The sequence below is a fragment of the Pseudomonas sp. G5(2012) genome (assembly GCF_000408945.1).
Classification (GTDB): domain Bacteria; phylum Pseudomonadota; class Gammaproteobacteria; order Pseudomonadales; family Pseudomonadaceae; genus Aquipseudomonas; species Aquipseudomonas umsongensis.
Genome location: NZ_APIO01000094.1, coordinates 1 through 25477, shown reverse-complemented (window position 1 = coordinate 25477; position 25477 = coordinate 1). Strand labels below are relative to the sequence as shown.

Below are 25477 nucleotides of genomic sequence, written 5' to 3'. Positions count from 1 at the left end.
CGGATTGTCGAGCTGGCGCGGTTATGGGTAAATCATGCGCACGGCCGCAATGTCGCCTTGGCTGATATGCAAGTTTAGAGGTTGATGCCAGTCACCCACGGTAAGTTCGTTGAGGACTTCATAGTGCATTACGGAATGCCGGTCATAGGGGGTGAAAGCCTGAAAGGCACTGCGCTCCAAGGGAAAGACATTGGCATCAACTTCAGCTCTGGTAAACGTACTGCTGATCATGTGGGCGTATGTTTTTTCTCGGTCCCAAGGTATCCCTGCATCTGGATGTTGATGCTCATGACCCAATCCGAGTGCATGCCCAAATTCATGAATAACCGTATATTCGAAATAGGGAGAGGAAAATTTGGTTCCCAAGGTCATGGACGGCGCTTGGGGGTCGCCGGTAATCGCGTCGGTACCGATTCTTGAACCGCCGCTATTATCGAACGAGGGTTGAAAGTCGATGCGAATGTCACCCAGGAATTCTTCCGAAGAAAAAATGTCTTGTTCATCCATTTCAATGAATTCGAAATTGAGATTGATGTACGGCAGCCATTTGCTTGCAGCGTTTTTTACCGCGGCAAAAGAGAGTTCATTGTATTCGAAGATCAGGATTCTCAGGGTTTTCCCTGGCTTCCAATATTTGGTGTGGTCGCTGATACTGCGCTTTTTACGATTGCCGTGAGTGACTCCGTTAGAGGGGTGCTCATTGATGGCGGCTTGATAAGAGGCAGCAGGGTCGGAAGTTGCAATGGTTTTGCAGCATTTAAGTTGATTCATTTGGTTGTGCTTAGTGGTCTGTGAGTGAGGCCTCAAATTAAAGGGTGGGTAGGGGGTTGTCTAGATTGTTAATTGTTCAGTTTGTTGCGCGTATAAGTTTAGTTTGTTGGGTGTGAAGTTGTTTAAGTTGGCCTGCACCGCGTTGCACGGTGCAGGGGAACTCATTGTTATTTACTGCGTGCATCAATGAAGTTGCGAATTCGCTCTGCGGCCTCTACACACTCCGCCAGCGGCGCAACCAATGCCATGCGCACGCGCCCGGCACCCGGATTGACGCCATCGACATCCCGCGACAGGTAGGAACCCGGCACGACGGTCACATGCTCCTGCTCGAACAGGTCGCGGCAGAAGGCTGCGTCGTCACCGGCCACATTCGGCCACAGGTAAAAACCGCCGTCCGGGCGTTGCACGTCCATCACCGGGCTGAGGATTTTCAGCACCGCGTCGTACTTCTCGCGATACAGCGCACGGTTGGCGCGCACATGCACTTCGTCGTTCCACGCGGCAACGCTGGCCAGTTGGGTTTGAACCGGCATCGCGCAGCCGTGATAGGTGCGGTAGAGCAGGAAGCCCTTGAGGACGTCAGCGTCACCGGCCACGAAGCCCGAACGCAGGCCTGGCAGGTTGGAGCGCTTGGACAGGCTGTGGAATACCACGCAGCGCTTGAAATCCTTGCGACCCAGTTCCACGCAAGCGCTGAGTAGGCCTGGTGGCGGCGTCTGTTCGTCGAAATACAGCTCGCTGTAGCACTCGTCCGCGGCGATCACGAAGTCGTATTCGTCAGCCAGGGCGATCAGCTTTTTCAAGGTCTCGACCGGGATCAGCGCGCCGGTCGGGTTACCCGGCGAGCACAGGAACAGGATCTGGCAGCGTTGCCAGATGTCCGGCGAAACGGCATCGAAATCCGGGTTGAAGCCATTTTCGTCCAGGCACGGCAGGTAGTGCGGCTTGGCCCCGGCGAGGAACGCGGCGCCTTCATAGATCTGATAAAAGGGGTTCGGACTGACCACCAGCGCGTCGTCACTACGGTTGACCACGGTCTGGGTGAACGCGAACAGCGCTTCACGGGTGCCGTTGACTGGCAGCACGTTGCGCGCCGGGTCGATCCAGCCGCTCGGAACGCCGAAGCGGCGCTCGCACCAGGCGGCGATGGCTTCACGCAGGGCCGGGATGCCGAGGGTGGTCGGGTACACGGCCATCTGATCCAGGTTGCTGGCCAGGGCTTCGGCGACGAAGCTTGGCGAGCGGTGTTTCGGTTCGCCGATCGACAACGCGATAGGGCGTTTGTCCGGGTTTGGCGTGACGCTGCCGAGCAGGGCGCGGAGCTTCTCGAACGGGTAGGGCTGGAGCTGGGTCAGAGCGTTGTTCATCGATGGATCTCGTTCAATGTGAAGACCTGCACTCTGTAGGAGCCAGCAAGCCGGCTCCTACAGAGGGGAGATACTTAATTCAAATGCTGATGCGCGACAGTTTGATATCGGGTTCCTGGTTGACGCTCAACTGTTCGACGATTGCATCCTGCAAGCGACTGCACAACAACGGGTCGGACAACGGTTGGTTGTTCGCGTCGGTGATGAAGAACACGTCTTCCACGCGCTCCCCGAGGGTGGCGATCTTGGCGTTCTGCAGCGACAGGTCGAACTCCAGGAAGATCGTGCCGACCCGTGCCAGCAGGCCAGGGCGATCAGGGGCAGTCAGTTCCAGGACGGTCACCGGGCGCTGGGCGTCGTTGTGGATCGTCACCTGTGGTGCGAAGGCGAAATGCTTGAGCTGGCGCGGCACTCGGCGCTGGATGATGGTCGGGTAATTGTCCGGATTGCGCAGGGCTTCGGTCAGGCCGTCACGGATCTGCTTGACCCGTGCCGGATTATCACCGATCGAGTCGCCATCGGTATCGAGCACAATATAGGTGTCGAGGGTGAACTGGCTGCTGGAGGTGATGACCCGGGCGTCATGGATGTTCAGGTTGAGCTGGTCCATCGCGGCCACGGTTACGGCGAAGAAATCGTGCTGGTCCGGCGCGTAGATGAAGATTTGCGTGCCGCCCTCGAACTCGCGTTGAGTGGTTTCCTTGATCAGTACCAGCGGCCCGCCGTCGGCCGGCTGCTGGAGGATCGCATCGCTGTGCCAGGCGACATCGCCGGCGGTGTGGCGCAGGAAATAGTCGTCCCCCAGTTGCGCCCACAACTGCTCGACATCGTCCGGGTCGGTGCCGCCGCGCACCAGGATGTCCAGTGCGGCGCTCTGGGTCTGGCGGATCTGTTCTTCGCGGTCCACCGGGTTTTCCAGGCCGCGACGCAGGGCGCGCTTGGTTTCGGTGTAGAGCTGGCGCAGCAGGCTGGCCCGCCAGGAGTTCCACAGGGTCGGGTTGGTGGCGTTGATGTCGGCGACCGTCAGCACATACAGGTAATCGAGGCGTGTTTCATCGCCCACTGTCTGGGCGAAATCATGGATCACCTGGGGGTCGGACAAATCCTTGCGCTGGGCCGTGGTCGACATCACCAGATGGTTTTGCACCAGCCAGACGATCAGGCGGCTGTCCCATACCGGCAGCTGATGGCGCTGGCAGAAGGCCTCGGCGTCCACCGCGCCGATGTCCGAGTGATCGCCATGCCGGCCCTTGCCGATGTCGTGGTACAGACCGGCGAGATAGATCAGTTCAGGCTTGGGCAACTTGGCCATGAGCTTGCTGGCCAACGGGAATTTTTCCGAAACCTGGGTGTACTGCAATTTACGCAGGTGCTTGATCAGGTTCAGGGTGTGGGCGTCAACCGTATAGATGTGGAACAGGTCGTGCTGCATCTGGCCGACGATGAAACCGAATTCCGGCAGATAACGCCCGAGAATGCCGTAGCGGTTCATCCGGCGCAGGTTGCGGTGGATGCCGATCTTGCATTTGAAGAGCTCGATGAACAGGCTGGTGTTGCGTATGTCGTTGCGGAAATCGTCGTTGATCAGGTGCCGGTTTTCGCGCAGCAGGCGAATGGTATCGGCGCGCACACCCTTGATTTCCGGTTGCTGGGCCATCAGCACGAAGATTTCGAGCATGGCGAACGGCGTGCGGCGGAACACATTGTCGTTACGCGCCTCGATGTAGCCGTCGTGCAACTGGAATCGCGAGTTGACCGGTTGTGGCGGTGCCGCATCCTCAGGCGCGAGGATGACTTCCTCGAAGTGCTGGATGATCAGGTCGCTGAGCTGGGCAATGCTCATGACCACGCGGAAATACTGTTGCATGAAGTTCTCGACGGCCTGCTTGGCGTCGTCCCCTTCAAATCCCAGCAGCCCGGCAATGGTGCGTTGGTGATCGAACAGCAGGCGGTCTTCGGAGCGTCCGGCGAGCATGTGCAGCGCATAACGCACCTTCCACAGGAACTCCTGGGAGGAGGCCAGCAAGGCGTTTTCGCTTTCGACCAGGAAACCTTCGCCGGCCAGTGCCCGCAGGTTCAGGGTGCCGTACTCGCGACGGGCCACCCAGAGAATCGTCTGGATATCCCGTAGGCCGCCGGGCGAGCCCTTGACGTTGGGTTCCAGATTGTACTCGGTGTCGTTGTACTTGTGGTGACGGGCTTTCTGCTCGGCGCGCTTGGCCAGGAAAAACTCCTTGCTCGGCCACATGTGTGCGGTGCTGGTGACGTCCAGCATGCGCTGGCGCAGGTGTTCGGGACCGCAGATGGTGCGGCTTTCCATCAGGTTGGTGACAACCGTGAGGTCAGCGCGGGCCTCGACGGCGCACTCGTCAACCGAGCGAACGCTCTGGCCGACTTCCAGGCCAATGTCCCACAGCAGGGTCAGGAAGCGCTCGATGGGCTCGCGGAAAACTTCGTGGTCCGCACTGTCCAGCAGGATCAGCAGGTCGATATCGGAATAAGGATGCAATTCGCCACGACCGTAGCCGCCGACCGCGACCAGCGCGATGTCGGCGTCTTCGCTCCAGCTGAATTGCTCCCAGGCCTTTTGCAGGATGTTATCGACGAACCAGGCACGGTCCTCGATCAAGCGGCGAATCTCCCGGCCACTGCGAAAGCGCCCGTCGAGCACCTCGCGAGCCTGGCGGATCGCCTTCTTGAAGGCCGGGATCGGGCTGGCCTTCAGGGCCAGTTCAGCCTGGAACTGGCCGCGATCGAAGAGTTCTGGATCCACCTGCGGCATCGATTGCTTTCCTTTCTATAGGCTGGATACGGTGACGGGATCAGGCCGAAACGCGAGGGATGGTGTCATCGCTGCGCAGGGTGAAGATCTCGTAGCCGGTTTCGGTTACCAGCAAGGTGTGCTCCCACTGTGCCGACAGCTTGCGGTCCTTGGTGATCGCGGTCCAGCCATCGCCCAGTACCTTGGTGTCGGCGCGGCCCTGGTTGATCATTGGCTCGATGGTGAAGGTCATGCCAGCCTTCAGTTCCATGCCGGTACCGGCACGGCCGTAGTGCAGGATCTGCGGCTCTTCATGGAACACCTTGCCGATGCCGTGGCCGCAGAACTCGCGAACCACCGAAAAGCCGTTCTTCTCGGCGTGCTTCTGGATGATTTCACCGATGTCGCCCAGGCGGCACCCCGGCTTGACGATTTCAATCGCCTTGTACATGCATTCCTGGGTCACTTGCGACAGGCGCTCAGCCCAGACCGGCACGTTGCCGACGTGGAACATGCGGCTGGTGTCGCCGTGGTAGCCGTCCTTGATGACTGTGACGTCGATGTTCAGGGTGTCGCCATCCTTGAGCGGCTTGTCGTTCGGGATGCCGTGGCAGACCACATGGTTGATCGAGGTGCAGATCGACTTCGGATAGCCCTTGTAGTTCAGCGGGGCAGGGATGGCCTTCTGCTCGTTGACGATATAGTCGTGACAGATCTGGTTCAGTTGATCGGTGGTGACGCCCGGTTTGACATATTCGGCAATCATTTCCAGCACGTCGGCGGCCAGTTTGCCGGCGACACGCATGCCAGCGATGTCCTCTGGGGTTTTGAGGGTGACGGTCATACAGGCTCTCTCTACGCTCGATGGCGCTTTCCAGACGAAAAGGGCATTGCGCGATCGATCTTCGCAGCCCTGAAAAACGCGATTCTAACAGACGATCAACGCAAATCCGCGGCTCTGTAGATCGCTTCTCTCTATAGAATGGTGCATTCTGGGCCGATTCCAAGGGATGGTGTTGTGCATTCGCCTCGATTTCAGAATCCGGGTTCCGTTTTTTCCTGCCTTGTGATATAAAATGCGCCGCTTTCCGGGGATGCCCCGAAAAGCTTAAATCCACACACGTGTCGACACGATGACCTGGGTGCCGCAAGCGAAATGCTGGTGGTTGGTCATTGGGATACGTGGAGGCCAAACCCGACTTATTAAGGAACTATCATGTCCCAAGTCAACATGCGCGATATGCTGAAGGCCGGTGTGCACTTCGGTCACCAGACCCGTTACTGGAACCCGAAAATGGGTAAATACATTTTCGGCGCGCGTAACAAGATTCACATTATCAACCTTGAAAAAACCCTGCCAATGTTCAACGAAGCTCTGACTTTCGTAGAGCGCCTGGCCCAGGGCAAAAACAAGATTCTGTTCGTCGGCACCAAGCGTTCCGCTGGCAAGATCGTTGCTGAAGAAGCAGCACGTTGCGGTTCGCCGTACGTCGATCACCGCTGGTTGGGCGGCATGCTGACCAACTTCAAGACCATCCGTGCTTCCATCAAGCGTCTGCGTGACCTTGAAGTACAAGCCGAAGACGGTACTTTCGCCAAGCTGACCAAGAAAGAAGCGCTGATGCGCTCCCGTGACCTGGAAAAGCTGGATCGTTCCCTGGGTGGTATCAAGGACATGGGCGGTCTGCCAGACGCTCTGTTCGTTATCGACGTTGATCACGAGCGCATCGCGATCACCGAAGCCAACAAGCTGGGCATCCCGGTTATCGGCGTAGTCGATACCAACAGCAGCCCGGAAGGCGTTGACTACATCATCCCAGGCAACGATGACGCAATCCGCGCTATCCAGCTGTACATGGGTTCGATGGCTGACGCTGTTATCCGTGGTCGCAACAACGTTGCTGGCGGCACCGAAGTTTTCGTTGAAGAAGCTCCGGCAGCTGCAGCTGAGTAATTGACGCCCTGGCGTTGACTCAGTAAGCAAAAAGGGGGCTTGGCCCCCTTTTTGCCACCTCGAAAACCGTTTGTCGGCGCCCACTGCTCTATCTGTAACGTGCGGCAGCTAACAAGGGTGGTTCGGGAAGAATTGAACGCCCGTTCGATCGGGTGGAATGGTTGATAACCTATCCAAGAGGAATTTTGAAATGGCAGAGATTACTGCAGCGTTGGTCAAAGAACTGCGCGAGCGTACCGGCGAAGGCATGATGGATTGCAAAAAGGCCTTGACCAAGGCCGGCGGCGACATCGAGAAAGCCATTGATGACATGCGTGCTTCGGGCGCCATCAAGGCTGCCAAGAAAGCGGGCAACGTTGCCGCTGAAGGCGCAATCGCCATCAAGGCCGACGACAAGTCCGCCGTACTGCTGGAAGTGAACTCGCAGACCGACTTCCTGGCCCTGCAAGACGACTTCAAGAACTTCGTTGCTGCCAGCGTAGAAAAAGCCTTCGCTGAAAAACTGACCGACGCAGCTCCGCTGATCGCCGCTCAGGAATCGGCTCGTGAAGCCCTGGTGGCGAAAGTTGGCGAAAACGTCAACATCCGTCGCCTGGTTCGCGTTGAAGGTGACGTGGTGGGTACTTACCTGCACGGTAACAAGATCGGTGTTGCTGTTGTTCTCAAGGGCGGCGATGTTCAGCTGGCCAAAGAGATCGCCATGCACGTGGCGGCAAGCAACCCTGAATTCCTGCTGCCATCGCAGGTTTCTGCCGAAGCCATCGAGCGCGAGAAAGCTGTATTCCTGCAGCTGAACGAAGACAAGATGAAAGGCAAGCCTGCTGAAATCGTCGAGAAGATGATTGCTGGCCGTATCACCAAGTTCCTGGCTGAAGCCAGCCTGGTTGAGCAAGCTTTCGTAATGAACCCAGAGCTCACCGTGGGTGCCCTGGCCAAGAAAGCTGGCGCTGAAATCGTTTCCTTCACCTACTTCAAAGTCGGCGAAGGCATCGAGAAGCCAGTGGACAACTTCGCTGAAGAAGTTGCCGCACAGCTGGCTGCCGCCAAGCAATAAGACAGTTTTTTTAACTGTCGCCCTGAAGAGGCTGCCCGCTCACGCGCGCAGCCTCTTTTCAGATGGGTAACCAATTTTTATTGGTTTCCGTTTGGAACTGGCTTACAAAGCCATGTTCCGATGGCGCTGAAGCAGCGCCACGCTAGAGTGAACGCCAGCTGAAAACAGCTCGCAAAGAATTTTTTAAAATACGCCGCAGGAGAGATTCGCAATGGCTCAGCAGGGCAGTGGTTATCAGGCTCGCTATAAACGCATTCTACTCAAGCTTAGCGGCGAGGCCCTGATGGGCTCGGAAGAGTTCGGGATCGATCCGAAAGTTCTGGATCGCATGGCGCTGGAAGTCGGCCAGTTGGTTGGCATCGGTGTCCAGGTCGGCCTGGTGATCGGCGGCGGTAACCTGTTCCGCGGCGAAGCGTTGAGCAAGGCGGGCATGGACCGGGTCACGGGCGACCACATGGGCATGCTGGCCACTGTGATGAACGCCTTGGCCATGCGCGATGCGCTGGAACGTGCCAATATCTCGGCCATCGTGATGTCGGCCATCTCCATGGTTGGCGTGACCGATCACTACGATCGCCGCAAGGCCATGCGCCACTTGAATTCCAAGGATGTGGTGATTTTCGCGGCCGGCACCGGCAACCCGTTCTTCACCACGGATTCGGCTGCCTGCCTGCGTGCAATTGAAATCGACGCCGATGTCGTGCTCAAGGCAACCAAGGTCGATGGCGTCTATACAGCTGACCCATTCAAGGACCCGCATGCCGAGAAGTTCGATCATCTGACCTACGATGAAGTACTGGATCGCAAGCTGGGCGTGATGGATCTGACGGCCATTTGCCTGTGCCGCGACCACAAGATGCCGTTGCGCGTATTTAACATGAACAAGCCCGGCGCCCTGCTGAATATCGTGCATGGTGGCGCTGAAGGGACCCTGATCGAGGAAGGCCAACAATGATCAACGAAATCAAGAAAGACGCTCAAGAGCGCATGCAGAAGTCCGTGGAGTCGCTGGCGCACAACTTTGGTCGTATTCGTACCGGCCAGGCGCACCCAAGCATCCTGGAAGGTGTGATGGTTCCGTATTACGGTGCCGATACCCCGATCAAGCAAGTGGCGAACATCACCGTCAAGGATGCGCGTACCCTGCAAGTGGTTGCCTTTGAGCGCAACATGCTGGGCGCCGTCGACAAGGCCATCGGCAGTGCCGGCCTGAACCTCAACCCGACCAACCTGGGTGAGTTGCTGCTGATCTCCATGCCGGCCCTGACCGAGGAAACCCGCAAGGGCTTCACCAAGCAGGCGCGTGACGTGGCTGAGGATGCCCGGGTTGCCGTGCGCAACATCCGTCGCGATGCCAACAGCCAGCTCAAGGATCTGGTCAAGGAAAAGGAAATCAGCGAAGACGAAGAGCGTCGCGCAACCGGCGAAATCGATGATCTGACCAAGAAGTACGTGGCTCAAATCGACGCGAACCTGGCGCAGAAAGAAAAAGACCTGATGGCCGTATAAGGGTCGCGTTTTCATGGAAAAGACCAAGCAGGTTGCACCGTCCACGGTGCCGCGCCATGTCGCGATCATCATGGATGGTAATAATCGCTGGGCGAAAAAACGCTTTATGCCGGGTGTTGCCGGGCATAAAGCGGGTGTGGATGCGGTGCGCGCGGTCATCGAGGTGTGCGCCGAGGCGGGGGTCGAGGTGTTGACCTTGTTCGCCTTCTCCAGTGAGAACTGGCAGCGTCCCGCCGATGAAGTCAGTGCCTTGATGGATCTGTTCTTCAAGGCATTGCGTCGAGAGGCCAAGCGCCTCAACGACAACAACATCAGCTTGCGCATCATTGGCGACCGTTCACGCTTCCATCCGGAACTCCAGGCTGCCATGCGTGAAGCCGAAGCCATGACGGCCGGCGCCAATCGCTTCGTCCTGCAGATCGCCGCCAATTACGGCGGTCAGTGGGATATCGCGCAAGCCGCGCAGCGCCTGGCGCGTGAAGTCCAGGCCGGGCACCTGCGGCCGGAAGACATCACGCCGCAGCTGCTGCAAACCTGTCTGGCCACAGGCGACCTGCCATTGCCGGACTTGTGCATCCGTACCGGTGGCGAACATCGCATCAGTAACTTCCTGCTGTGGCAACTGGCCTACGCCGAGTTGTACTTCTCCGACCTGTTCTGGCCGGACTTCAAACACGACGCCATGCGCAATGCGCTGGCCGATTTCGCATCTCGCCAGCGCCGCTTCGGTAAAACGAGCGAGCAGGTCGAGGCTGGAGCCCGGGTTTAATGCTTAAACAACGTATCATCACCGCGCTGATCCTGCTGCCGATTGCCCTGTGTGGGTTTTTTCTGCTGGAAGGTTCCGCTTTTGCGCTGTTCATCGGCCTGGTCGTGACCCTGGGTGCCTGGGAATGGGCGCGCCTGGCCGGTTTCACTGCTCAAGCGTTTCGTGCCGGCTATGCCGCCGCCGTCGCATTGATGCTGTTCGTCATGTACATCCTGCCTGGCCTCGCGCCATGGGTGTTGGGTGCTTCGGTGCTCTGGTGGGCGGTGGCGACCTATCTGGTGCTGACCTACCCGCGTTCCAGCGAGCATTGGGCGAGCGCTGCCTGCAAGCTGGTGATCGGCCTGTTGATCCTGTTGCCGGCCTGGCAAGGCCTGGTGCACATCAAGCAGTACCCGTTGGGCAACTGGCTGATCATGGCGGTGATGGTGCTGGTCTGGGGTGCCGATATCGGTGCTTACTTCTCGGGACGTGCTTTCGGCAAGCGCAAGCTGGCGCCGCAGGTCAGCCCGGGTAAAAGCTGGGAAGGTGTATACGGTGGCCTGGCCCTGAGCCTGGTGATCACCACCCTGGTTGCCCTGGTGCGTGACTGGACAGTGGCGCAATTGTTCAAGGGCTTGATCGGCGCTGCGCTGATCGTGTTCGTCTCGGTGGTGGGTGATCTCACCGAAAGCATGTTCAAGCGCCAGTCCGGGATCAAGGACAGCAGTAATCTGTTGCCGGGGCACGGCGGCGTGCTGGACCGCATCGACAGCCTGACCGCGGCGATCCCGGTGTTCGCAGTGCTGTTGTGGATGGCTGCGCCGTGAGCCGTCCTCAACAGATTACCGTCCTGGGGGCCACGGGCTCGATCGGTTTGAGCACCCTGGATGTCATCGCCCGCCACCCTGGGCGCTATCAAGTCTTCGCCTTGAGCGGTTTCAGCCGCCTGAGCGAACTGCTGGCGCTGTGCGTGCGTCACGCCCCACAGTTTGCCGTAGTGCCTGAAACCGCAGCTGCCCGCCGTTTGCAGGATGATCTGCGCGCCGCGGGCCTGTCGACTCGGGTTCTGGTGGGGGAGGAGGGGTTGTGTCAGGTTGCTGCCGCCCCTGAAGTCGATGCGGTCATGGCGGCCATCGTCGGCGCGGCGGGCTTGCGCCCGACCCTGGCGGCCGTTGAGGCTGGCAAGAAGATCCTCCTGGCCAACAAGGAAGCGCTGGTCATGTCCGGCGCGTTGTTCATGCAGGCCGTACGCAAGAGTGGATCGGTATTGCTGCCGATCGACAGTGAGCACAACGCGATTTTCCAATGCATGCCCCGGGATTCAGCCCGAGGCCTGGACGCGGTCGGCGTGCGTCGCATTCTCCTGACCGCTTCTGGCGGTCCGTTCCGGCAGACGCCCATGGCCGAGCTGGCGCATGTTTCGCCGGAGCAGGCCTGCGCCCACCCTAATTGGTCCATGGGGCGCAAGATCTCGGTCGATTCGGCCAGCATGATGAATAAAGGGCTTGAATTGATCGAGGCCTGCTGGCTGTTCGATGCCAAGCCGTCCCAGGTTGAAGTGGTGATTCACCCCCAAAGTGTGATTCATTCGCTGGTCGACTACATCGATGGCTCGGTACTGGCCCAGTTGGGTAATCCGGACATGCGAACCCCGATCGCCAATGCGCTGGCATGGCCTGAGCGAATTGACTCAGGCGTGCCGCCGCTGGACCTGTTTGCCGTCGCGCGCCTGGACTTCCAGGCGCCTGATGAAGATCGATTCCCGTGCCTGCGCCTGGCTCGGCAGGCAGCCGAGGCGGGCAACAGCGCTCCGGCGATGTTGAATGCGGCAAATGAAGTCGCCGTCGCGGCCTTTCTCGACGGACGGGTTCGTTACCTGGAAATCGCGAGTATCATCGAGGAAGTACTCAATCTCGAGCCGGTGGTTGTAGTGAATGATCTTGATGCGGTGTTCACGGCGGACGCCAAGGCGCGTGTGCTGGCCGAACAATGGTTGAGTCGTCACGGGCGGTAAGATTGCAGGCCTGGATAGGAATGCGGAGAAAATAAATGAGCGCGCTCTATATGATTGTCGGCACCCTGGTAGCTTTGGGCGTGCTGGTCACCTTCCACGAGTTCGGCCATTTCTGGGTCGCGCGACGCTGTGGGGTCAAGGTGCTGCGTTTCTCCGTAGGCTTCGGCATGCCGCTGCTGCGCTGGCACGACAAGCAGGGCACTGAATTCGTGGTGGCTGCCATTCCGCTGGGCGGCTACGTGAAAATGCTCGACGAGCGTGAAGGTGAAGTGCCGGCCGATCAGCTCGATCAATCCTTCAATCGTAAATCGGTGCGCCAGCGCATTGCGATCGTGGCGGCAGGGCCGATTGCCAACTTTTTGTTGGCGATGGTGTTTTTCTGGGCGTTGGCGATGCTCGGTACCGAGCAGGTTCGCCCGGTCATCGGTGCTGTCGAATCCGGCAGCCTTGCTGCCAAGGCGGGCCTGGGCGCCGGCCAGGAAATCATTGCCATCGACGGCGAGCCGACTTCAGGTTGGGCTGCAGTCAATCTGCAATTGGTCCGTCGCCTGGGTGAAAGCGGCTCCCTGCAACTGCTGGTTCGTGAGCAGGGATCCACCGTGGATTCGCCTCGTGAGCTGGTGTTGGACAAGTGGCTCAAGGGTGATGATGAGCCGGACCCGATTCGTTCACTGGGTATTCGTCCATGGCGCCCGGCATTGCCGCCGGTATTGGCTGAGCTGGATTCCAAAGGTCCGGCCAAGGCTGCTGGCCTGAAGACCGGCGACCGACTGTTGGCAGTGGATGGCAAGGCGGTAGATGACTGGCAGCAGGTCGTCGATACGGTCCGTATGCATCCTGATACCAAAATCATGCTGCGGGTCGAGCGTGACGGTGCTCAAATCGACATCCCCGTGATGTTGGCTGCCCGTGGCGAAAGCAAGGCGCCCACCGGTTACCTTGGGGCGGGGGTGAAAGCGGTCGATTGGCCACCAGAGATGATTCGCGAAGTCAGTTACGGGCCGTTGGCAGCCGTGGGGGAGGGGGCTCGACGCACTTGGACGATGAGCCTGCTGACCCTGGATTCGCTGAAGAAAATGTTGTTCGGCGAGCTCTCGGTAAAAAACTTGAGTGGACCGATAACCATTGCTAAAGTGGCGGGCGCTTCGGCCCAGTCGGGCGTCGCTGATTTCCTGAATTTCCTTGCTTATCTGAGTATTAGCCTGGGGGTTCTGAATCTGCTGCCCATTCCTGTGCTGGATGGGGGGCATTTGTTGTTTTATCTGATTGAGTGGGCGCGTGGTCGTCCCTTGTCGGATCGGGTGCAAGGTTGGGGGATACAGATTGGCATCAGTTTGGTAATCGGAGTGATGTTGCTCGCTCTGGTTAATGATCTGGGCCGTCTGTAACGTCGCTGAATTGCGAATCTGCCGCATTTTGCGGCAGTTTGTTTATTGCCAGTTGGAATAAGAAAGGACTTCATGAAACGTCTGCTGCTAACTGCGGTTCTCACCGTATTGATGATCGCCGAAGTTCACGCCGAGTCCTTCACTATCTCTGATATTCGCGTCAATGGCCTCCAGCGGGTCTCCGCGGGTAGCGTCTTTGGTGCTTTGCCGTTGAACGTCGGTGAACAGGCGGATGATCGACGCCTGGTGGAATCCACTCGTGCGCTGTTCAAAACCGGGTTCTTTCAAGATATCCAACTGGGCCGCGATGGCAACGTCCTGGTCATCACGGTAGTCGAACGTCCGTCGGTTGCCAGTATCGAGATCGAGGGCAACAAGGCGATCTCCACCGAAGACCTGATGAAAGGCCTCAAGCAATCCGGTCTGGCCGAAGGCGAGATCTTCCAGCGCGCCACCCTCGAAGGCGTACGTAACGAACTGCAGCGCCAGTACGTCGCCCAGGGTCGCTACTCCGCTACCGTCGACACCGAAGTGGTGCCGCAGCCGCGCAACCGCGTTGGTTTGAAGGTCAACATCAACGAAGGCACCGTTGCAGCTATCCAGCACATCAACGTGGTAGGCAACACGGTCTTCCCTGATGAAGACCTGATCGACCTGTTCGAACTCAAGACCACCAACTGGCTGTCGTTCTTCAAGAACGATGACAAGTACGCCCGTGAAAAACTCTCCGGTGACCTGGAGCGCCTGCGTTCCTACTACCTGGACCGTGGCTACATCAACATGGATATCGCTTCGACCCAGGTGTCCATTACCCCGGACAAGAAGCACGTCTACATCACCGTCAACATCAACGAAGGTGACAAGTACACCGTTCGTGACGTGAAACTCAGCGGTGACCTGAAAGTCCCTGAAGACCAGGTCAAGTCCCTGTTGCTGGTGCAGAAAGGCCAGGTGTTCTCGCGCAAGCTGATGACCACCACGTCCGAGCTGATCACCCGTCGCCTGGGTAACGAGGGCTACACCTTCGCCAACGTCAACGGGGTTCCTCAGCCCCACGATGACGACCACACCGTAGACATCACCTTCGCTGTCGATCCAGGCAAGCGTGCCTACGTGAACCGCATCAACTTCCGTGGCAACACCAAGTCGGAAGACGAAGTACTGCGCCGTGAAATGCGCCAGATGGAAGGTGGCTGGGCGTCGACTTACCTGATCGACCAATCCAAGACTCGTCTGGAGCGCCTGGGCTTCTTCAAGGAAGTCAACGTTGAAACCCCGGCCGTACCGGGTGTCGATGACCAGGTAGACGTCAACTACAGCGTTGAAGAGCAGGCATCCGGCTCGATCACCGCCAGCGTCGGTTTCGCCCAGAGCGCGGGCCTGATCCTCGGTGGTTCGATCACCCAGAACAACTTCCTGGGTACCGGTAACAAGGTCAGCATCGGCCTGACCCGCAGTGAATACCAGAGTCGCTACAACTTCGGTTATGTCGACCCCTACTGGACTGCCGACGGCGTGAGCCTAGGTTACAACGCTTTCTATCGTACAACTGACTACGATGACCTCGACGTCGACGTTGCCAGCTATGCCGTGGACAGCCTGGGTGCAGGCGTGAGCGTCGGCTACCCGATCAGCGAGACTTCGCGCCTGACCTTCGGCCTGACGGCCCAGCAGGACGAGATCAAGACCGGTGTCTATACCGTTGACGAGATTTTCGACTTCGTTAACAAGGAAGGCGACAAGTACCTGAACTTCAAGGCTTCGGCCGGTTGGTCCGAGTCCACCTTGAACAAGGGTGTACTGGCGACGCGTGGCCATTCCCAGAGCCTCGTGCTGGAAACCACTACGCCGGGCAGCGACCTGTCGTTCTTCAAGCTCGATTACCGTGGCCAACTGTTCCAGCCTTTGAGCGACAACTACACCATGCGCCTGCACACCGAGTTGGGTTATGGCGATGGCTACGGTTCGACCGATGGCTTGCCATTCTATGAAAACTACTATGCTGGTGGTTTCAACTCGGTTCGTGGCTTCAAGGACAGCACCTTGGGTCCTCGCAGTACGCCAAGTACCGGCAAGAACCCTGGCACTGCGTTCGACCCGGACCAGGATCCGCTGCCGTTCGGTGGTAACGTGTTGATCCAGGGTGGTGTGGAAGTTCTGTTCCCGCTGCCGTTCGTCAAGGACCAGCGTTCCCTGCGTACTTCGGTATTCTGGGATGTGGGTAACGTATTCGATTCGTCGTGCTCTGATACCACCAACGCTGATGGCACGAAGTCCAACACCAAGTGCAACGACATCAGTCTGAGCAATATGGCCAGTTCCGTCGGTGTGGGTGTGACCTGGGTCACCGCACTGGGTCCTCTGAGCTTTGCGCTGGCCATGCCAGTCAAGAAACCGGATGACGCTGAAACTCAAGTGTTCCAATTCTCCCTCGGCCAGACGTTCTAAGCGTCTGCCCCAAGATAACGACAATGGATTTTGTAGGAGTGCATCGTGCGTAAGTTGACTCAATTGGTTCTCCTGGCTTCCGTACTGGTTGCAGGCCCGGCATTTGCCGACATGAAAATCGCTGTTCTGAACTATCAGATGGCTCTGCTGGAGTCGGATGCGGCCAAGAAATACGCCGTGGATGCCGAGAAGAAATTCGGCCCTCAGCTGAGCAAGCTCAAGACGCTGGAAAGCAGCGCCAAGGGCATCCAGGATCGCCTGATGGCCGGTGGCGACAAAATGCAGCAAGGCGAGCGTGAGCGTCTGGAGCTTGAGTTCAAGCAAAAGGCGCGTGACTTCCAGTTCCAGTCCAAGGAACTGAACGAAGCCAAAGCCGTTGCCGACCGTGAAATGCTGAAGCAGCTCAAGCCGAAACTGGACAGCGCTGTGGAAGAAGTCATCAAGAAAGGTGCTTTTGACCTGGTCTTCGAGCGTGGTGCAGTGATTGATGTCAAGCCTCAGTACGACATCACGCGCCAGGTCATCGAGCGCATGAATCAGCTGAAGTAATCCATGACCGTGACCATTAAGCTCGGCCAGCTGGCCGAGTTCCTCGGCGCCACGCTACGTGGCGACCCGGAGAAAGCAATTACTGGGCTAGCCACCTTGCAGGAGGCTGGCCCAACTCAGTTGAGCTTTCTCGCAAACCCCCAATACCGCAAATACCTGGCAGGCAGTCAGGCGGCAGCGTTGTTGCTCAAGACCGCTGATGCCGAAGGTTTTGCCGGCGATGTATTGGTGGTGCCTGACCCTTACGCAGCGTACGCGCGTATTTCCCACCTGTTCGACCCAAAGCCCAAGGCGGCGGCCGGAATTCATCCGACGGCGGTGATTGCGGCGGATGCGGTGGTCGATCCGACGGCGAGTATCGGTGCATTTGCGGTCATCGAAAGCGGGGCGCATATTGCTGCCGGTACGAGCGTGGGGGCGCACTGCTTCATCGGTGCCCGTAGCGTTATTGGCGAGGGAGGCTGGCTTGCCCCGCGCGTCACGCTGTATCACGACGTGCGCGTCGGCAAGCGGGTGGTGATTCAGTCAGGTGCAGTGCTTGGTGGTGAAGGCTTTGGCTTTGCCAACGAGAAAGGCATTTGGCAAAAAATCGCCCAGATTGGTGGTGTGCTGGTCGGCGACGACGTGGAAATTGGCGTTAACACCGCCATTGACCGCGGTGCGCTGGCTGATACCGTCATTGGCAACGGCGTGAAGCTCGACAACCAGATTCAGATCGCCCACAACGTCCAGGTAGGTGATCACACCGCCATGGCGGCGTGCGTGGGTATTTCCGGCAGCACCAAGATCGGCAAGCACTGCATGCTCGCCGGTGGCGTAGGGCTGGTGGGGCATATCGATATTTGCGACAACGTTTTCATCACCGGGATGACCATGGTGACCCACTCGATCACCGAGCCGGGTGCCTATTCCTCCGGTACGGCGATGCAGCCAGCCGCCGAATGGCGCAAAAGCGCGGCACGTATTCGTCAGCTCGATGACATCGCGCGACGTCTGCGACAGCTGGAAAAGCAAACAGGGGAAGTGACCCCTGGCGGTAATGCTTCATCAGATGGCTGATACCATTTCCATATCAAGTGTGCACAGCCGCTAGACTGCGTCCTTGATTTGCTAGCGGAGTGTGCGTCAGTCGCGCGCTCCCAATCTTTACATAGGCTTCCCCCCGAAATGATGGACATCAACGAGATTCGCGAATACCTGCCTCACCGTTACCCGTTCCTGCTGGTGGACCGGGTCGTGGATCTGGATGTGGAAGGCAAGCGCATTCGCGCCTACAAGAATGTCAGCATCAACGAACCGTTCTTCAATGGTCACTTCCCCGCGCATCCAATCATGCCGGGCGTTCTGATCATCGAAGCGATGGCTCAGGCTGCCGGGATCCTTGGTTTCAAAATGCTCGACGTGAAACCGGCCGATGGCACCCTTTACTACTTCGTCGGCTCCGACAAGCTGCGCTTCCGCCAGCCTGTATTGCCGGGCGATCAGCTGATCCTCGAGGCCAAGTTCATCAGCTGCAAGCGTCAGATCTGGAAGTTCGAGTGCCAGGCTTCGGTCGATGGCAAGCCGGTCTGCTCCGCTGAAATCATCTGTGCGGAACGCAAACTATGAGTTTGATCGACCCTCGCGCAATCATCGATCCGACAGCCGTCCTGGCTGACGGTGTCGAGGTCGGCCCGTGGTCGATCGTCGGCGCAGGTGTGGAAATCGGCGAGGGAACGGTCATCGGGCCACACGTTATTCTCAAAGGCCCGACCCGAATCGGTAAGCACAACCGTATCTACCAGTTTTCCTCGGTAGGTGAGGACACGCCCGACCTGAAATACAAAGGCGAGGAAACCCGCCTGGTGATCGGTGACCACAACGTCATCCGCGAAGGCGTGACGATTCACCGTGGAACCATCCAGGATCGTTCAGAAACGACTCTGGGCGATCACAACCTGATCATGGCCTATGCGCACATCGGTCACGACAGCGTTATCGGCAACCACTGCATCCTGGTCAACAACACGGCGCTGGCCGGCCACGTACACGTGGATGACTGGGCGATCCTGTCCGGTTTCACCCTGGTTCACCAGTACTGCCACATCGGCGCCCACAGCTTTTCCGGCATGGGGACCGCCATTGGCAAGGACGTCCCGGCCTATGTCACGGTGTTCGGCAACCCGGCTGAAGCCCGTAGCATGAACTTTGAAGGCATGCGCCGTCGCGGTTTCAGCGAGGACGCGATCCACGCCCTGCGTCGTGCCTACAAGGTGGTCTATCGCCAGGGGCTGACGGTTGAGCAAGCGCTCGCCGAACTGGCCGAGTCCTCTGCCCAGTTCCCGGAAGTGGCAGTGTTCCGCGACTCCATACAGTCCTCGACCCGCGGCATCACCCGCTAATCATGGCCAATCTGCGTATTGCGCTGGTGGCGGGCGAGGCTTCCGGCGACATTTTGGGTGCGGGTCTGATGCGTGCGCTCAAGGCGCGCCATCCGGTGGTCGAATTCATCGGTGTCGGCGGCCCATTGATGCAGGCAGAAGGCCTGGTGTCCTATTTTCCCATGGAACGCCTGTCGGTCATGGGCCTTGTCGAAGTGCTGGGTCGGTTGCGTGAATTACTCAAACGCCGAAAAAAGCTGGTAGCCGACCTGATCGCCGCGAAGCCGGATGTCTTCATCGGTATCGACGCCCCGGACTTCAACCTCAATATCGAACTAAAGCTGCGTCAGGCCGGGATCAAGACTGTGCATTACGTCAGCCCGTCCGTCTGGGCGTGGCGCCAGAAGCGCGTGCTGAAGATTCGCGAAGGTTGCGACCTGATGCTCACGCTGTTCCCGTTCGAAGCGAAATTCTACGAAGAGAAAGGCGTGCCCGTGCGGTTTGTCGGGCATACCTTGGCCGATGCCATTCCGCTGGAAGCCGACCGCGCTGCTGCGCGGGCCGAACTGGGATTGCCTGACGGGCCGTTGGTTGCGTTGATGCCCGGTAGTCGTGGCGGCGAAGTCGGCCGTCTCGGCGCCTTGTTTCTCGATACGGCCCAACGCCTGCGGGCCCTGCGCCCCGGAGTGCGGTTTGTCGTGCCTTGCGCGAATCCGCAACGCCGGGCACAGCTTGAAGAGCTGTTGGCCGGTCGCGATTTGCCGCTGACCTTGCTCGACGGCAAGTCCCATCTGGCGCTGGCGGCGTGCAACGCTGTGCTGATTGCCTCCGGTACAGCAACCCTTGAAGCGTTGTTGTACAAGCGACCGATGGTCGTAGCCTATCGCCTGGCACCGCTGACGTTCTGGATTCTAAAGCGCATGGTGAAAAGCCCCTACGTGTCCTTGCCGAACCTGCTGGCCCAACGCCTGTTGGTGCCTGAGTTGTTGCAGGACGATGCGACAGTTGAAGCGCTGGCCCAAACCTTGTCGCCACTGATCGAAGGTGGTGAAGAGCAAACCCGCGGTTTTGATGAAATTCACCGGACCCTTCGTCTGGATGCCTCCAACCAGGCTGCGGATGCAGTGCTGAACCTGATCGACCCGGTAAAATGAGTAAAGAAAGTATGCAGATGGGGCTGGATTTCACCTTGGTCGCGGAGGTTGAAGAATTGGTAGCCGGAGTCGATGAAGTCGGTCGCGGGCCGCTCTGTGGCGCGGTGGTGACGGCGGCGGTGATCCTTGATCCGAATCGTCCGATCCTCGGTCTCAACGACTCGAAGAAACTCACCGAAGCCCGCCGCGAAAAGCTCTTCGACGAAATCTGCGAAAAAGCCCTGAGCTGGTGCATTGCCCGCGCCGAAGTCGAAGAGATCGACGAGCTGAACATCCTTCACGCCACCATGCTGGCCATGCAGCGCGCGGTTGCCGGGCTGCACATCCAGCCGAAACTGGCGATGATCGACGGCAACCGTTGCCCGAAATTACCGATGCGCGCCGAAGCCGTGGTGCAGGGCGATGGCAAGGTACCGGCCATCGCCGCGGCATCGATTCTGGCCAAGGTCAGTCGTGACCGTGAAATGGCGGCTTTCGAGTTGATCTACCCCGGTTACGGCATCGGCGGACACAAAGGCTACCCGACGCCCGTTCATCTGGAAGCGCTGGCTCGTCTGGGCCCGACGCCGATTCACCGACGCTCCTTTGCCCCGGTGCGGCTGGCTTATGAGGCTCGGGAGAGTCTCATCGAGAGTTGGTTGTAAGGCTGATTTTTTTTACCAAGGCCCGGTACAATCCGGGCCTTGTTGTTTTCATGACTTAACGCAGGATCACTATGCCGGCTTCATTCGTTCACCTACGCCTGCACACTGAATACTCCCTGGTCGACGGTCTGGTGCGGATCAAACCGCTGGTCAAGACCCTGGTCGGCATGAACATGCCTGCCGTAGCGGTCACTGACCAGAACAACATGTGTTCCCTGGTCAAATTCTATAAAAACGCCATGGGTGCCGGGATCAAGCCGATCTGCGGCGCTGATCTGTGGCTGTCGAACAAGGACCCGGATAACCCCCTGAGCCGGATCAGCCTGCTGGTGATGAACGCCGCGGGTTATCGCAACCTCACCGAATTGATTTCTCGCGGGTTCATCGAGGGTCAGCGCAATGGCTCGATCATCATTGAGCGCGAATGGGTGGCCGAGGCCAGCGATGGCCTGATCATGCTGTCTGCGGCCAAAGAGGGCGAGATCGGCCAGGCCATGCTCAGTGGTAACCCGCAAGAAGCGGAAAACCTGGCGCGTGAATGGATGGCCGTGTTTCCGGATCGCTTCTATCTGGAAATCCAGCGCACCAACCGCCCCAACGATGAAGAACAACTGCATGGCGCCGTGGCGTTGGCCGAGAAAATCGGCGCACCGCTGGTCGCGACCAACGACGTGCGTTTCCTCAAACAGGAAGATTTCGCCGCCCACGAAACCCGCGTGTGCATCGGCGAGGGCCGTGCCCTCGACGACCCGCGACGATCGAAGAACTACAGCGATCAGCAGTATCTCAAAAGCGCCGAGGAAATGGCCGAGCTGTTCAGCGACATTCCCGAGGCGCTGGAAAACACCGTCGAGATCGCCAAGCGCTGCAACATCGAGGTCAAGCTGGGCACGCACTTCCTGCCCAATTTCCCAATCCCCGATGGCATGACCATCGATGAGTATTTCCGCAAAGTTTCGTTCGATGGCCTGGAAGAGCGGCTCTCCGTCCTGCTGCCCAAGGACACCACCGAAGACTATGAGGCCAAGCGTCAGGTCTACGTCGACCGGTTGAATTTCGAGCTGGATATCATCATCCAGATGGGCTTCCCCGGTTACTTCCTGATCGTGATGGACTTTATCCAGTGGGCCAAGAACAACGGCGTGCCGGTAGGCCCCGGCCGGGGGTCGGGTGCCGGCTCGCTGGTGGCCTACGTGCAGAAGATCACCGACCTCGACCCGCTGGAATATGACCTGCTGTTCGAACGTTTCCTTAACCCGGAACGGGTCTCCATGCCCGACTTCGACGTCGACTTCTGCATGGACGGTCGCGACCGGGTGATCGACTACGTGGCTGAAAAATACGGCCGTAACGCCGTAAGCCAGATCATCACCTTCGGTTCCATGGCGGCGAAAGCGGTGGTCCGTGACGTGGCGCGGGTGCAGGGCAAGTCCTACGGCCTGGCGGATCGCCTGTCGAAGATGATCCCGTTCGAAGTTGGCATGACCCTGGAAAAGGCCTACGAACAGGAAGAGATCCTGCGTGACTTCATCAAGGTCGATGAAGAAGCCGCAGAAATCTGGGAGATGGCCCGCAAACTTGAAGGCGTTGTGCGAAACGTCGGCAAGCACGCCGGTGGCGTGGTGATCGCGCCGACCAAACTGACGGACTTCTCGCCGATCTATTGCGACGAAGCCGGCGATGGCCTGGTAACCCAGTTCGACAAGGACGACGTGGAGGCGGCCGGCCTGGTGAAGTTCGACTTCCTCGGCCTACGAACCCTGACGATCATCGACTGGGCGCTGAAGACCATCAACCGCGACCGCGCCAAGGTCAACGAACCGCCGCTGGACATTGCGTTCATCCCGCTGGACGACAAACCGACCTATCAGCTGCTGCAAAAAGCTGAAACCACCGCGGTGTTCCAGCTTGAATCGCGCGGCATGAAAGAGCTGATCAAAAAGCTCAAGCCCGACTGCCTCGAAGACCTTATCGCATTGGTGGCCCTGTTCCGTCCGGGCCCGCTGCAATCGGGCATGGTGGACGACTTCATCAACCGTAAGCACGGTCGCGCCGAGCTGGCGTACCCGCACTCCGACTATCAGTACGAAGGCCTCAAGCCCGTATTGGCCCCGACCTACGGCATCATCCTGTATCAGGAACAGGTGATGCAGATCGCCCAGGTCATGGCCGGCTACACCCTCGGCGGTGCGGACATGCTGCGTCGGGCGATGGGTAAGAAAAAGCCCGAGGAAATGGCCAAGCAGCGCGGCGGTTTCATTGAAGGTTGTGCCACCAACAACATCGATGCGGACCTTGCCGGTAACATTTTCGACCTGGTAGAAAAATTCGCCGGTTATGGCTTCAACAAATCCCACTCCGCGGCCTATGGCCTGGTGTCATACCAGACCGCGTGGCTGAAAGCGCACTACCCGGCACCGTTCATGGCCGCAGTGCTCTCGGCGGACATGCACAACACCGACAAGGTCGTGACCTTGATCGAAGAAGTGCGCACGATGAAGCTGCGTCTCGACGCGCCGGACGTGAACACTTCCGAGTTCAAGTTCACGGTAAACGACGAAGGTCGGATCATCTATGGCCTGGGCGCAATCAAGGGGGTGGGCGAGGGCCCGGTAGAGGCGATCACCGAGGCGCGGCTGGACGGTCCCTTCAAGGACCTGTTCGATTTTTGCGCCCGGGTTGACCTCAAGCGCATCAACAAACGGACCCTCGACGGCTTGATCCGCAGCGGTGCGCTGGATCGCCTGGGGCCGTACTTCCATGACGAAGCCAAAGCCTACCAGGCCAATATCGACCGTAACCGCGCGGTCTTGCTGACCGCGATGGAAGAGGCAATCAAGGCCGCCGAGCAAACTGCCCGGACCCACGACAGCGGCCATGCCGACCTGTTTGGCGGGCTGTTCGTGGAAGAAGACGCTGACGTCTACGCCAATCATCGCAAAGCCAAGGAACTGACCCTCAAGGAACGTCTCAAGGGCGAGAAAGACACCCTGGGCCTGTACCTGACCGGTCACCCGATCGACGAATACGAAGGCGAAATCCGCCGTTTCGCCCGCCAGCGCATCATCGACCTCAAGCCGGCGCGCGATACCCAGACCGTTGCCGGCATGATCATCGCCCTGCGGGTGATGAAGAATAAAAAGGGCGACAAGATGGGCTTCATCACCCTCGACGACCGTTCGGGGCGGATCGAAGCCTCGCTGTTCGCCGATGCGTTCCATTCCGCGCAATCGCTGTTGCAGACCGATGCGATGGTGGTGGTCGAAGGCGAAGTCAGCAACGACGACTTCTCCGGCGGCCTGCGGTTACGGGTCAAGCGGGTGATGAGCATGGAAGATGCGCGCACCAACCTGGCCGAGAGCCTGCGCCTGAAGCTGCATGCCAAGGATCTCAAGGGCGATCAGCTACGCTGGCTGGGTGAGCTGTTGAAGCGTCACCGCGGTGCGTGCCCGATTACCATGGACTACACCAGTCCCGATGCGAAAGCCTTGCTGCAGTTCGGCGAAGGCTGGCGAATCGACCCGGCGGATGCGTTGATTCAAGCCCTGCGTGACCAGTTCGGGCGAGACAACGTCTTCCTCCAATACCGTTAAGGTCAGGGTGACATTACGCAACCCTGGGCTTGAGCAGAATTTTTAATCTCGACCTTAGCGCGCCTCTCCCTTATGGTAGGGCGCGAATAGACAACCGGCCGGCCCAAGCTCCCTTGGACGCCGACCCAAGACGGACGCCTATGAACCCGAATTTTCTGGATTTCGAACAGCCGATCGCCGACCTGCAAGCCAAGATCGAAGAGTTGCGCTTGGTCGGTAATGACAATTCGCTGAATATCGGCGATGAGATCTCCCGCCTGCAAGACAAGAGCAGCACGTTGACCGAAGACATCTTCGGCAAGCTGACCAGCTGGCAGATCGCGCGTCTGGCGCGTCACCCGAAGCGTCCATATACCCTGGACTACATCGAACACATCTTCACCGAGTTCGATGAGCTGCACGGCGACCGCCACTTCTCCGACGACGCCGCCATCGTCGGTGGTATTGCCCGTCTGGAGGACCAGCCTGTGATGGTCATCGGCCACCAGAAAGGCCGCGAAGTACGCGAAAAAGTTCGCCGTAACTTCGGCATGCCGCGTCCGGAAGGCTACCGCAAGGCTTGCCGCCTGATGGAAATGGCCGAGCGTTTCAAGATGCCGATCCTGACCTTCATCGACACCCCGGGCGCCTACCCCGGCATCGACGCCGAAGAGCGTAACCAGAGCGAAGCGATTGCCTGGAACCTGCGCGTGATGGCGCGCCTGAAAACCCCAATCATCGCCACCGTGATCGGTGAGGGTGGTTCCGGTGGTGCGCTGGCGATCGGTGTTTGCGATCAGCTGAACATGCTGCAGTACTCGACCTACGCGGTGATCTCGCCGGAAGGTTGCGCATCGATCCTGTGGAAAACCGCCGAGAAAGCCCCGGACGCCGCTGAAGCCATGGGCATCACCGCCGAGCGCCTCAAAGGCCTGGGTATCGTGGATAAAGTGATCGGCGAGCCCCTGGGTGGCGCTCACCGTGACCCGGCGGCTGCGGCTGCATCGATCCGTGCCGAGCTGAGCACGCAACTGGCGATGCTGAAGAAGCTCGACCACAAGGCGCTGTTGGATCGTCGTTACGAGCGTCTGATGAGCTACGGTCTGTAACAGACCTCGCGGTACCCTTGTAGGAGCTGCCGCAGGCTGCGATCTTTTGATCTTGCTTTTTCAAGATCAAAA

Annotated in this window: 21 protein-coding genes; 17 read left to right on the top strand and 4 right to left on the bottom strand. The window is 58.8% G+C overall.

Translation table 11 applies throughout. The annotated features are described in order from the left end of the window. Nucleotides 1–21: 21 nt before the first annotated feature. The 4 genes from PG5_RS25070 to map form a co-directional block, all read right to left on the bottom strand. Entirely contained in the window at nucleotides 22–771 is a 750-nt protein-coding gene (locus tag PG5_RS25070) for a M12 family metallopeptidase (RefSeq protein ID WP_020799869.1), read from the bottom strand. A 167-nt stretch (nucleotides 772–938) separates the two neighbouring features. Then, nucleotides 939–2141, bottom strand: coding sequence for a succinyldiaminopimelate transaminase (gene dapC / locus PG5_RS25065; protein ID WP_020799868.1), 1203 nt, complete (start codon nucleotides 2139–2141; stop codon nucleotides 939–941). Nucleotides 2142–2220: 79 nt separating this feature from the next. Then, nucleotides 2221–4923 carry a [protein-PII] uridylyltransferase gene (locus PG5_RS25060; RefSeq protein ID WP_020799867.1) on the bottom strand — a complete coding sequence of 901 codons (2703 nt, stop codon included), beginning with the start codon at nucleotides 4921–4923 and terminating at the stop codon, nucleotides 2221–2223. A gap of 40 nt (nucleotides 4924–4963) precedes the next feature. Further along, nucleotides 4964–5746, bottom strand: coding sequence for a type I methionyl aminopeptidase (gene map / locus PG5_RS25055; protein WP_020799866.1), 783 nt, complete (start codon nucleotides 5744–5746; stop codon nucleotides 4964–4966). 372 nt (nucleotides 5747–6118) lie between these two features. Between map and rpsB the strand changes: the two genes are divergently transcribed. The 17 genes from rpsB (at nucleotide 6119) to PG5_RS24970 (ending at nucleotide 25405) form a co-directional block, all read left to right on the top strand. After that, on the top strand, nucleotides 6119–6856 hold the full coding sequence (gene rpsB, locus PG5_RS25050; protein ID WP_008057307.1) for a 30S ribosomal protein S2: 738 nt from the start codon (nucleotides 6119–6121) through the stop codon (nucleotides 6854–6856). A gap of 190 nt (nucleotides 6857–7046) precedes the next feature. Next, nucleotides 7047–7910, top strand: a complete 864-nt coding sequence (tsf, locus tag PG5_RS25045) for a translation elongation factor Ts (RefSeq protein WP_008019553.1) — start codon at nucleotides 7047–7049, stop codon at nucleotides 7908–7910. A 211-nt stretch (nucleotides 7911–8121) separates the two neighbouring features. Beyond that, the gene (gene pyrH / locus PG5_RS25040) at nucleotides 8122–8865 is read left to right on the top strand and encodes a UMP kinase (RefSeq protein WP_003222124.1); all 744 of its coding nucleotides are present in this window, start codon (nucleotides 8122–8124) and stop codon (nucleotides 8863–8865) included. Beyond that, nucleotides 8862–9419: a ribosome recycling factor gene (gene frr, locus PG5_RS25035; RefSeq protein ID WP_008057309.1), complete on the top strand. Its 558-nt coding sequence runs from the start codon at nucleotides 8862–8864 to the stop codon at nucleotides 9417–9419. The genes pyrH and frr overlap by 4 nt, the downstream gene beginning before the upstream one ends. A 13-nt stretch (nucleotides 9420–9432) precedes the next feature. Next, a complete protein-coding gene (uppS, locus tag PG5_RS25030; RefSeq protein ID WP_020799865.1) occupies nucleotides 9433–10188 on the top strand; it encodes a polyprenyl diphosphate synthase in 756 nt (251 codons plus the stop codon). Continuing rightward, nucleotides 10188–10994 (top strand): phosphatidate cytidylyltransferase, encoded by an 807-nt coding sequence (locus PG5_RS25025; RefSeq protein ID WP_020799864.1) that lies wholly within the window; start codon nucleotides 10188–10190, stop codon nucleotides 10992–10994. The genes uppS and PG5_RS25025 overlap by 1 nt, the downstream gene beginning before the upstream one ends. Next, nucleotides 10991–12181, top strand: a complete 1191-nt coding sequence (ispC, locus tag PG5_RS25020) for a 1-deoxy-D-xylulose-5-phosphate reductoisomerase (protein WP_020799863.1) — start codon at nucleotides 10991–10993, stop codon at nucleotides 12179–12181. Before PG5_RS25025 ends, ispC begins: the two co-directional genes overlap by 4 nt. Nucleotides 12182–12216: 35 nt before the next feature. Further along, a complete protein-coding gene (gene rseP, locus PG5_RS25015) occupies nucleotides 12217–13569 on the top strand; it encodes an RIP metalloprotease RseP (RefSeq protein WP_042955726.1) in 1353 nt (450 codons plus the stop codon). 72 nt (nucleotides 13570–13641) lie between these two features. Then, nucleotides 13642–16017, top strand: coding sequence for an outer membrane protein assembly factor BamA (gene bamA / locus PG5_RS25010; protein ID WP_020799861.1), 2376 nt, complete (start codon nucleotides 13642–13644; stop codon nucleotides 16015–16017). 45 nt (nucleotides 16018–16062) lie between these two features. Continuing rightward, nucleotides 16063–16566 carry an OmpH family outer membrane protein gene (locus PG5_RS25005; protein WP_008057318.1) on the top strand — a complete coding sequence of 168 codons (504 nt, stop codon included), beginning with the start codon at nucleotides 16063–16065 and terminating at the stop codon, nucleotides 16564–16566. A gap of 3 nt (nucleotides 16567–16569) precedes the next feature. Continuing rightward, on the top strand, nucleotides 16570–17625 hold the full coding sequence (lpxD, locus tag PG5_RS25000) for a UDP-3-O-(3-hydroxymyristoyl)glucosamine N-acyltransferase (RefSeq protein ID WP_020799860.1): 1056 nt from the start codon (nucleotides 16570–16572) through the stop codon (nucleotides 17623–17625). A 108-nt stretch (nucleotides 17626–17733) separates the two neighbouring features. Beyond that, the gene (gene fabZ, locus PG5_RS24995) at nucleotides 17734–18174 is read left to right on the top strand and encodes a 3-hydroxyacyl-ACP dehydratase FabZ (protein ID WP_007940511.1); all 441 of its coding nucleotides are present in this window, start codon (nucleotides 17734–17736) and stop codon (nucleotides 18172–18174) included. After that, nucleotides 18171–18947, top strand: a complete 777-nt coding sequence (gene lpxA / locus PG5_RS24990) for an acyl-ACP--UDP-N-acetylglucosamine O-acyltransferase (RefSeq protein ID WP_020799859.1) — start codon at nucleotides 18171–18173, stop codon at nucleotides 18945–18947. The genes fabZ and lpxA overlap by 4 nt, the downstream gene beginning before the upstream one ends. Nucleotides 18948–18949: 2 nt before the next feature. Continuing rightward, nucleotides 18950–20080, top strand: coding sequence for a lipid-A-disaccharide synthase (lpxB, locus tag PG5_RS24985; protein ID WP_020799858.1), 1131 nt, complete (start codon nucleotides 18950–18952; stop codon nucleotides 20078–20080). 11 nt (nucleotides 20081–20091) lie between these two features. Then, on the top strand, nucleotides 20092–20724 hold the full coding sequence (gene rnhB / locus PG5_RS24980) for a ribonuclease HII (RefSeq protein WP_020799857.1): 633 nt from the start codon (nucleotides 20092–20094) through the stop codon (nucleotides 20722–20724). 71 nt (nucleotides 20725–20795) lie between these two features. Then, nucleotides 20796–24317, top strand: coding sequence for a DNA polymerase III subunit alpha (gene dnaE / locus PG5_RS24975; RefSeq protein WP_020799856.1), 3522 nt, complete (start codon nucleotides 20796–20798; stop codon nucleotides 24315–24317). A 140-nt stretch (nucleotides 24318–24457) separates the two neighbouring features. Beyond that, entirely contained in the window at nucleotides 24458–25405 is a 948-nt protein-coding gene (locus tag PG5_RS24970; protein WP_008057327.1) for an acetyl-CoA carboxylase carboxyltransferase subunit alpha, read from the top strand. Nucleotides 25406–25477 lie beyond the last annotated feature (72 nt).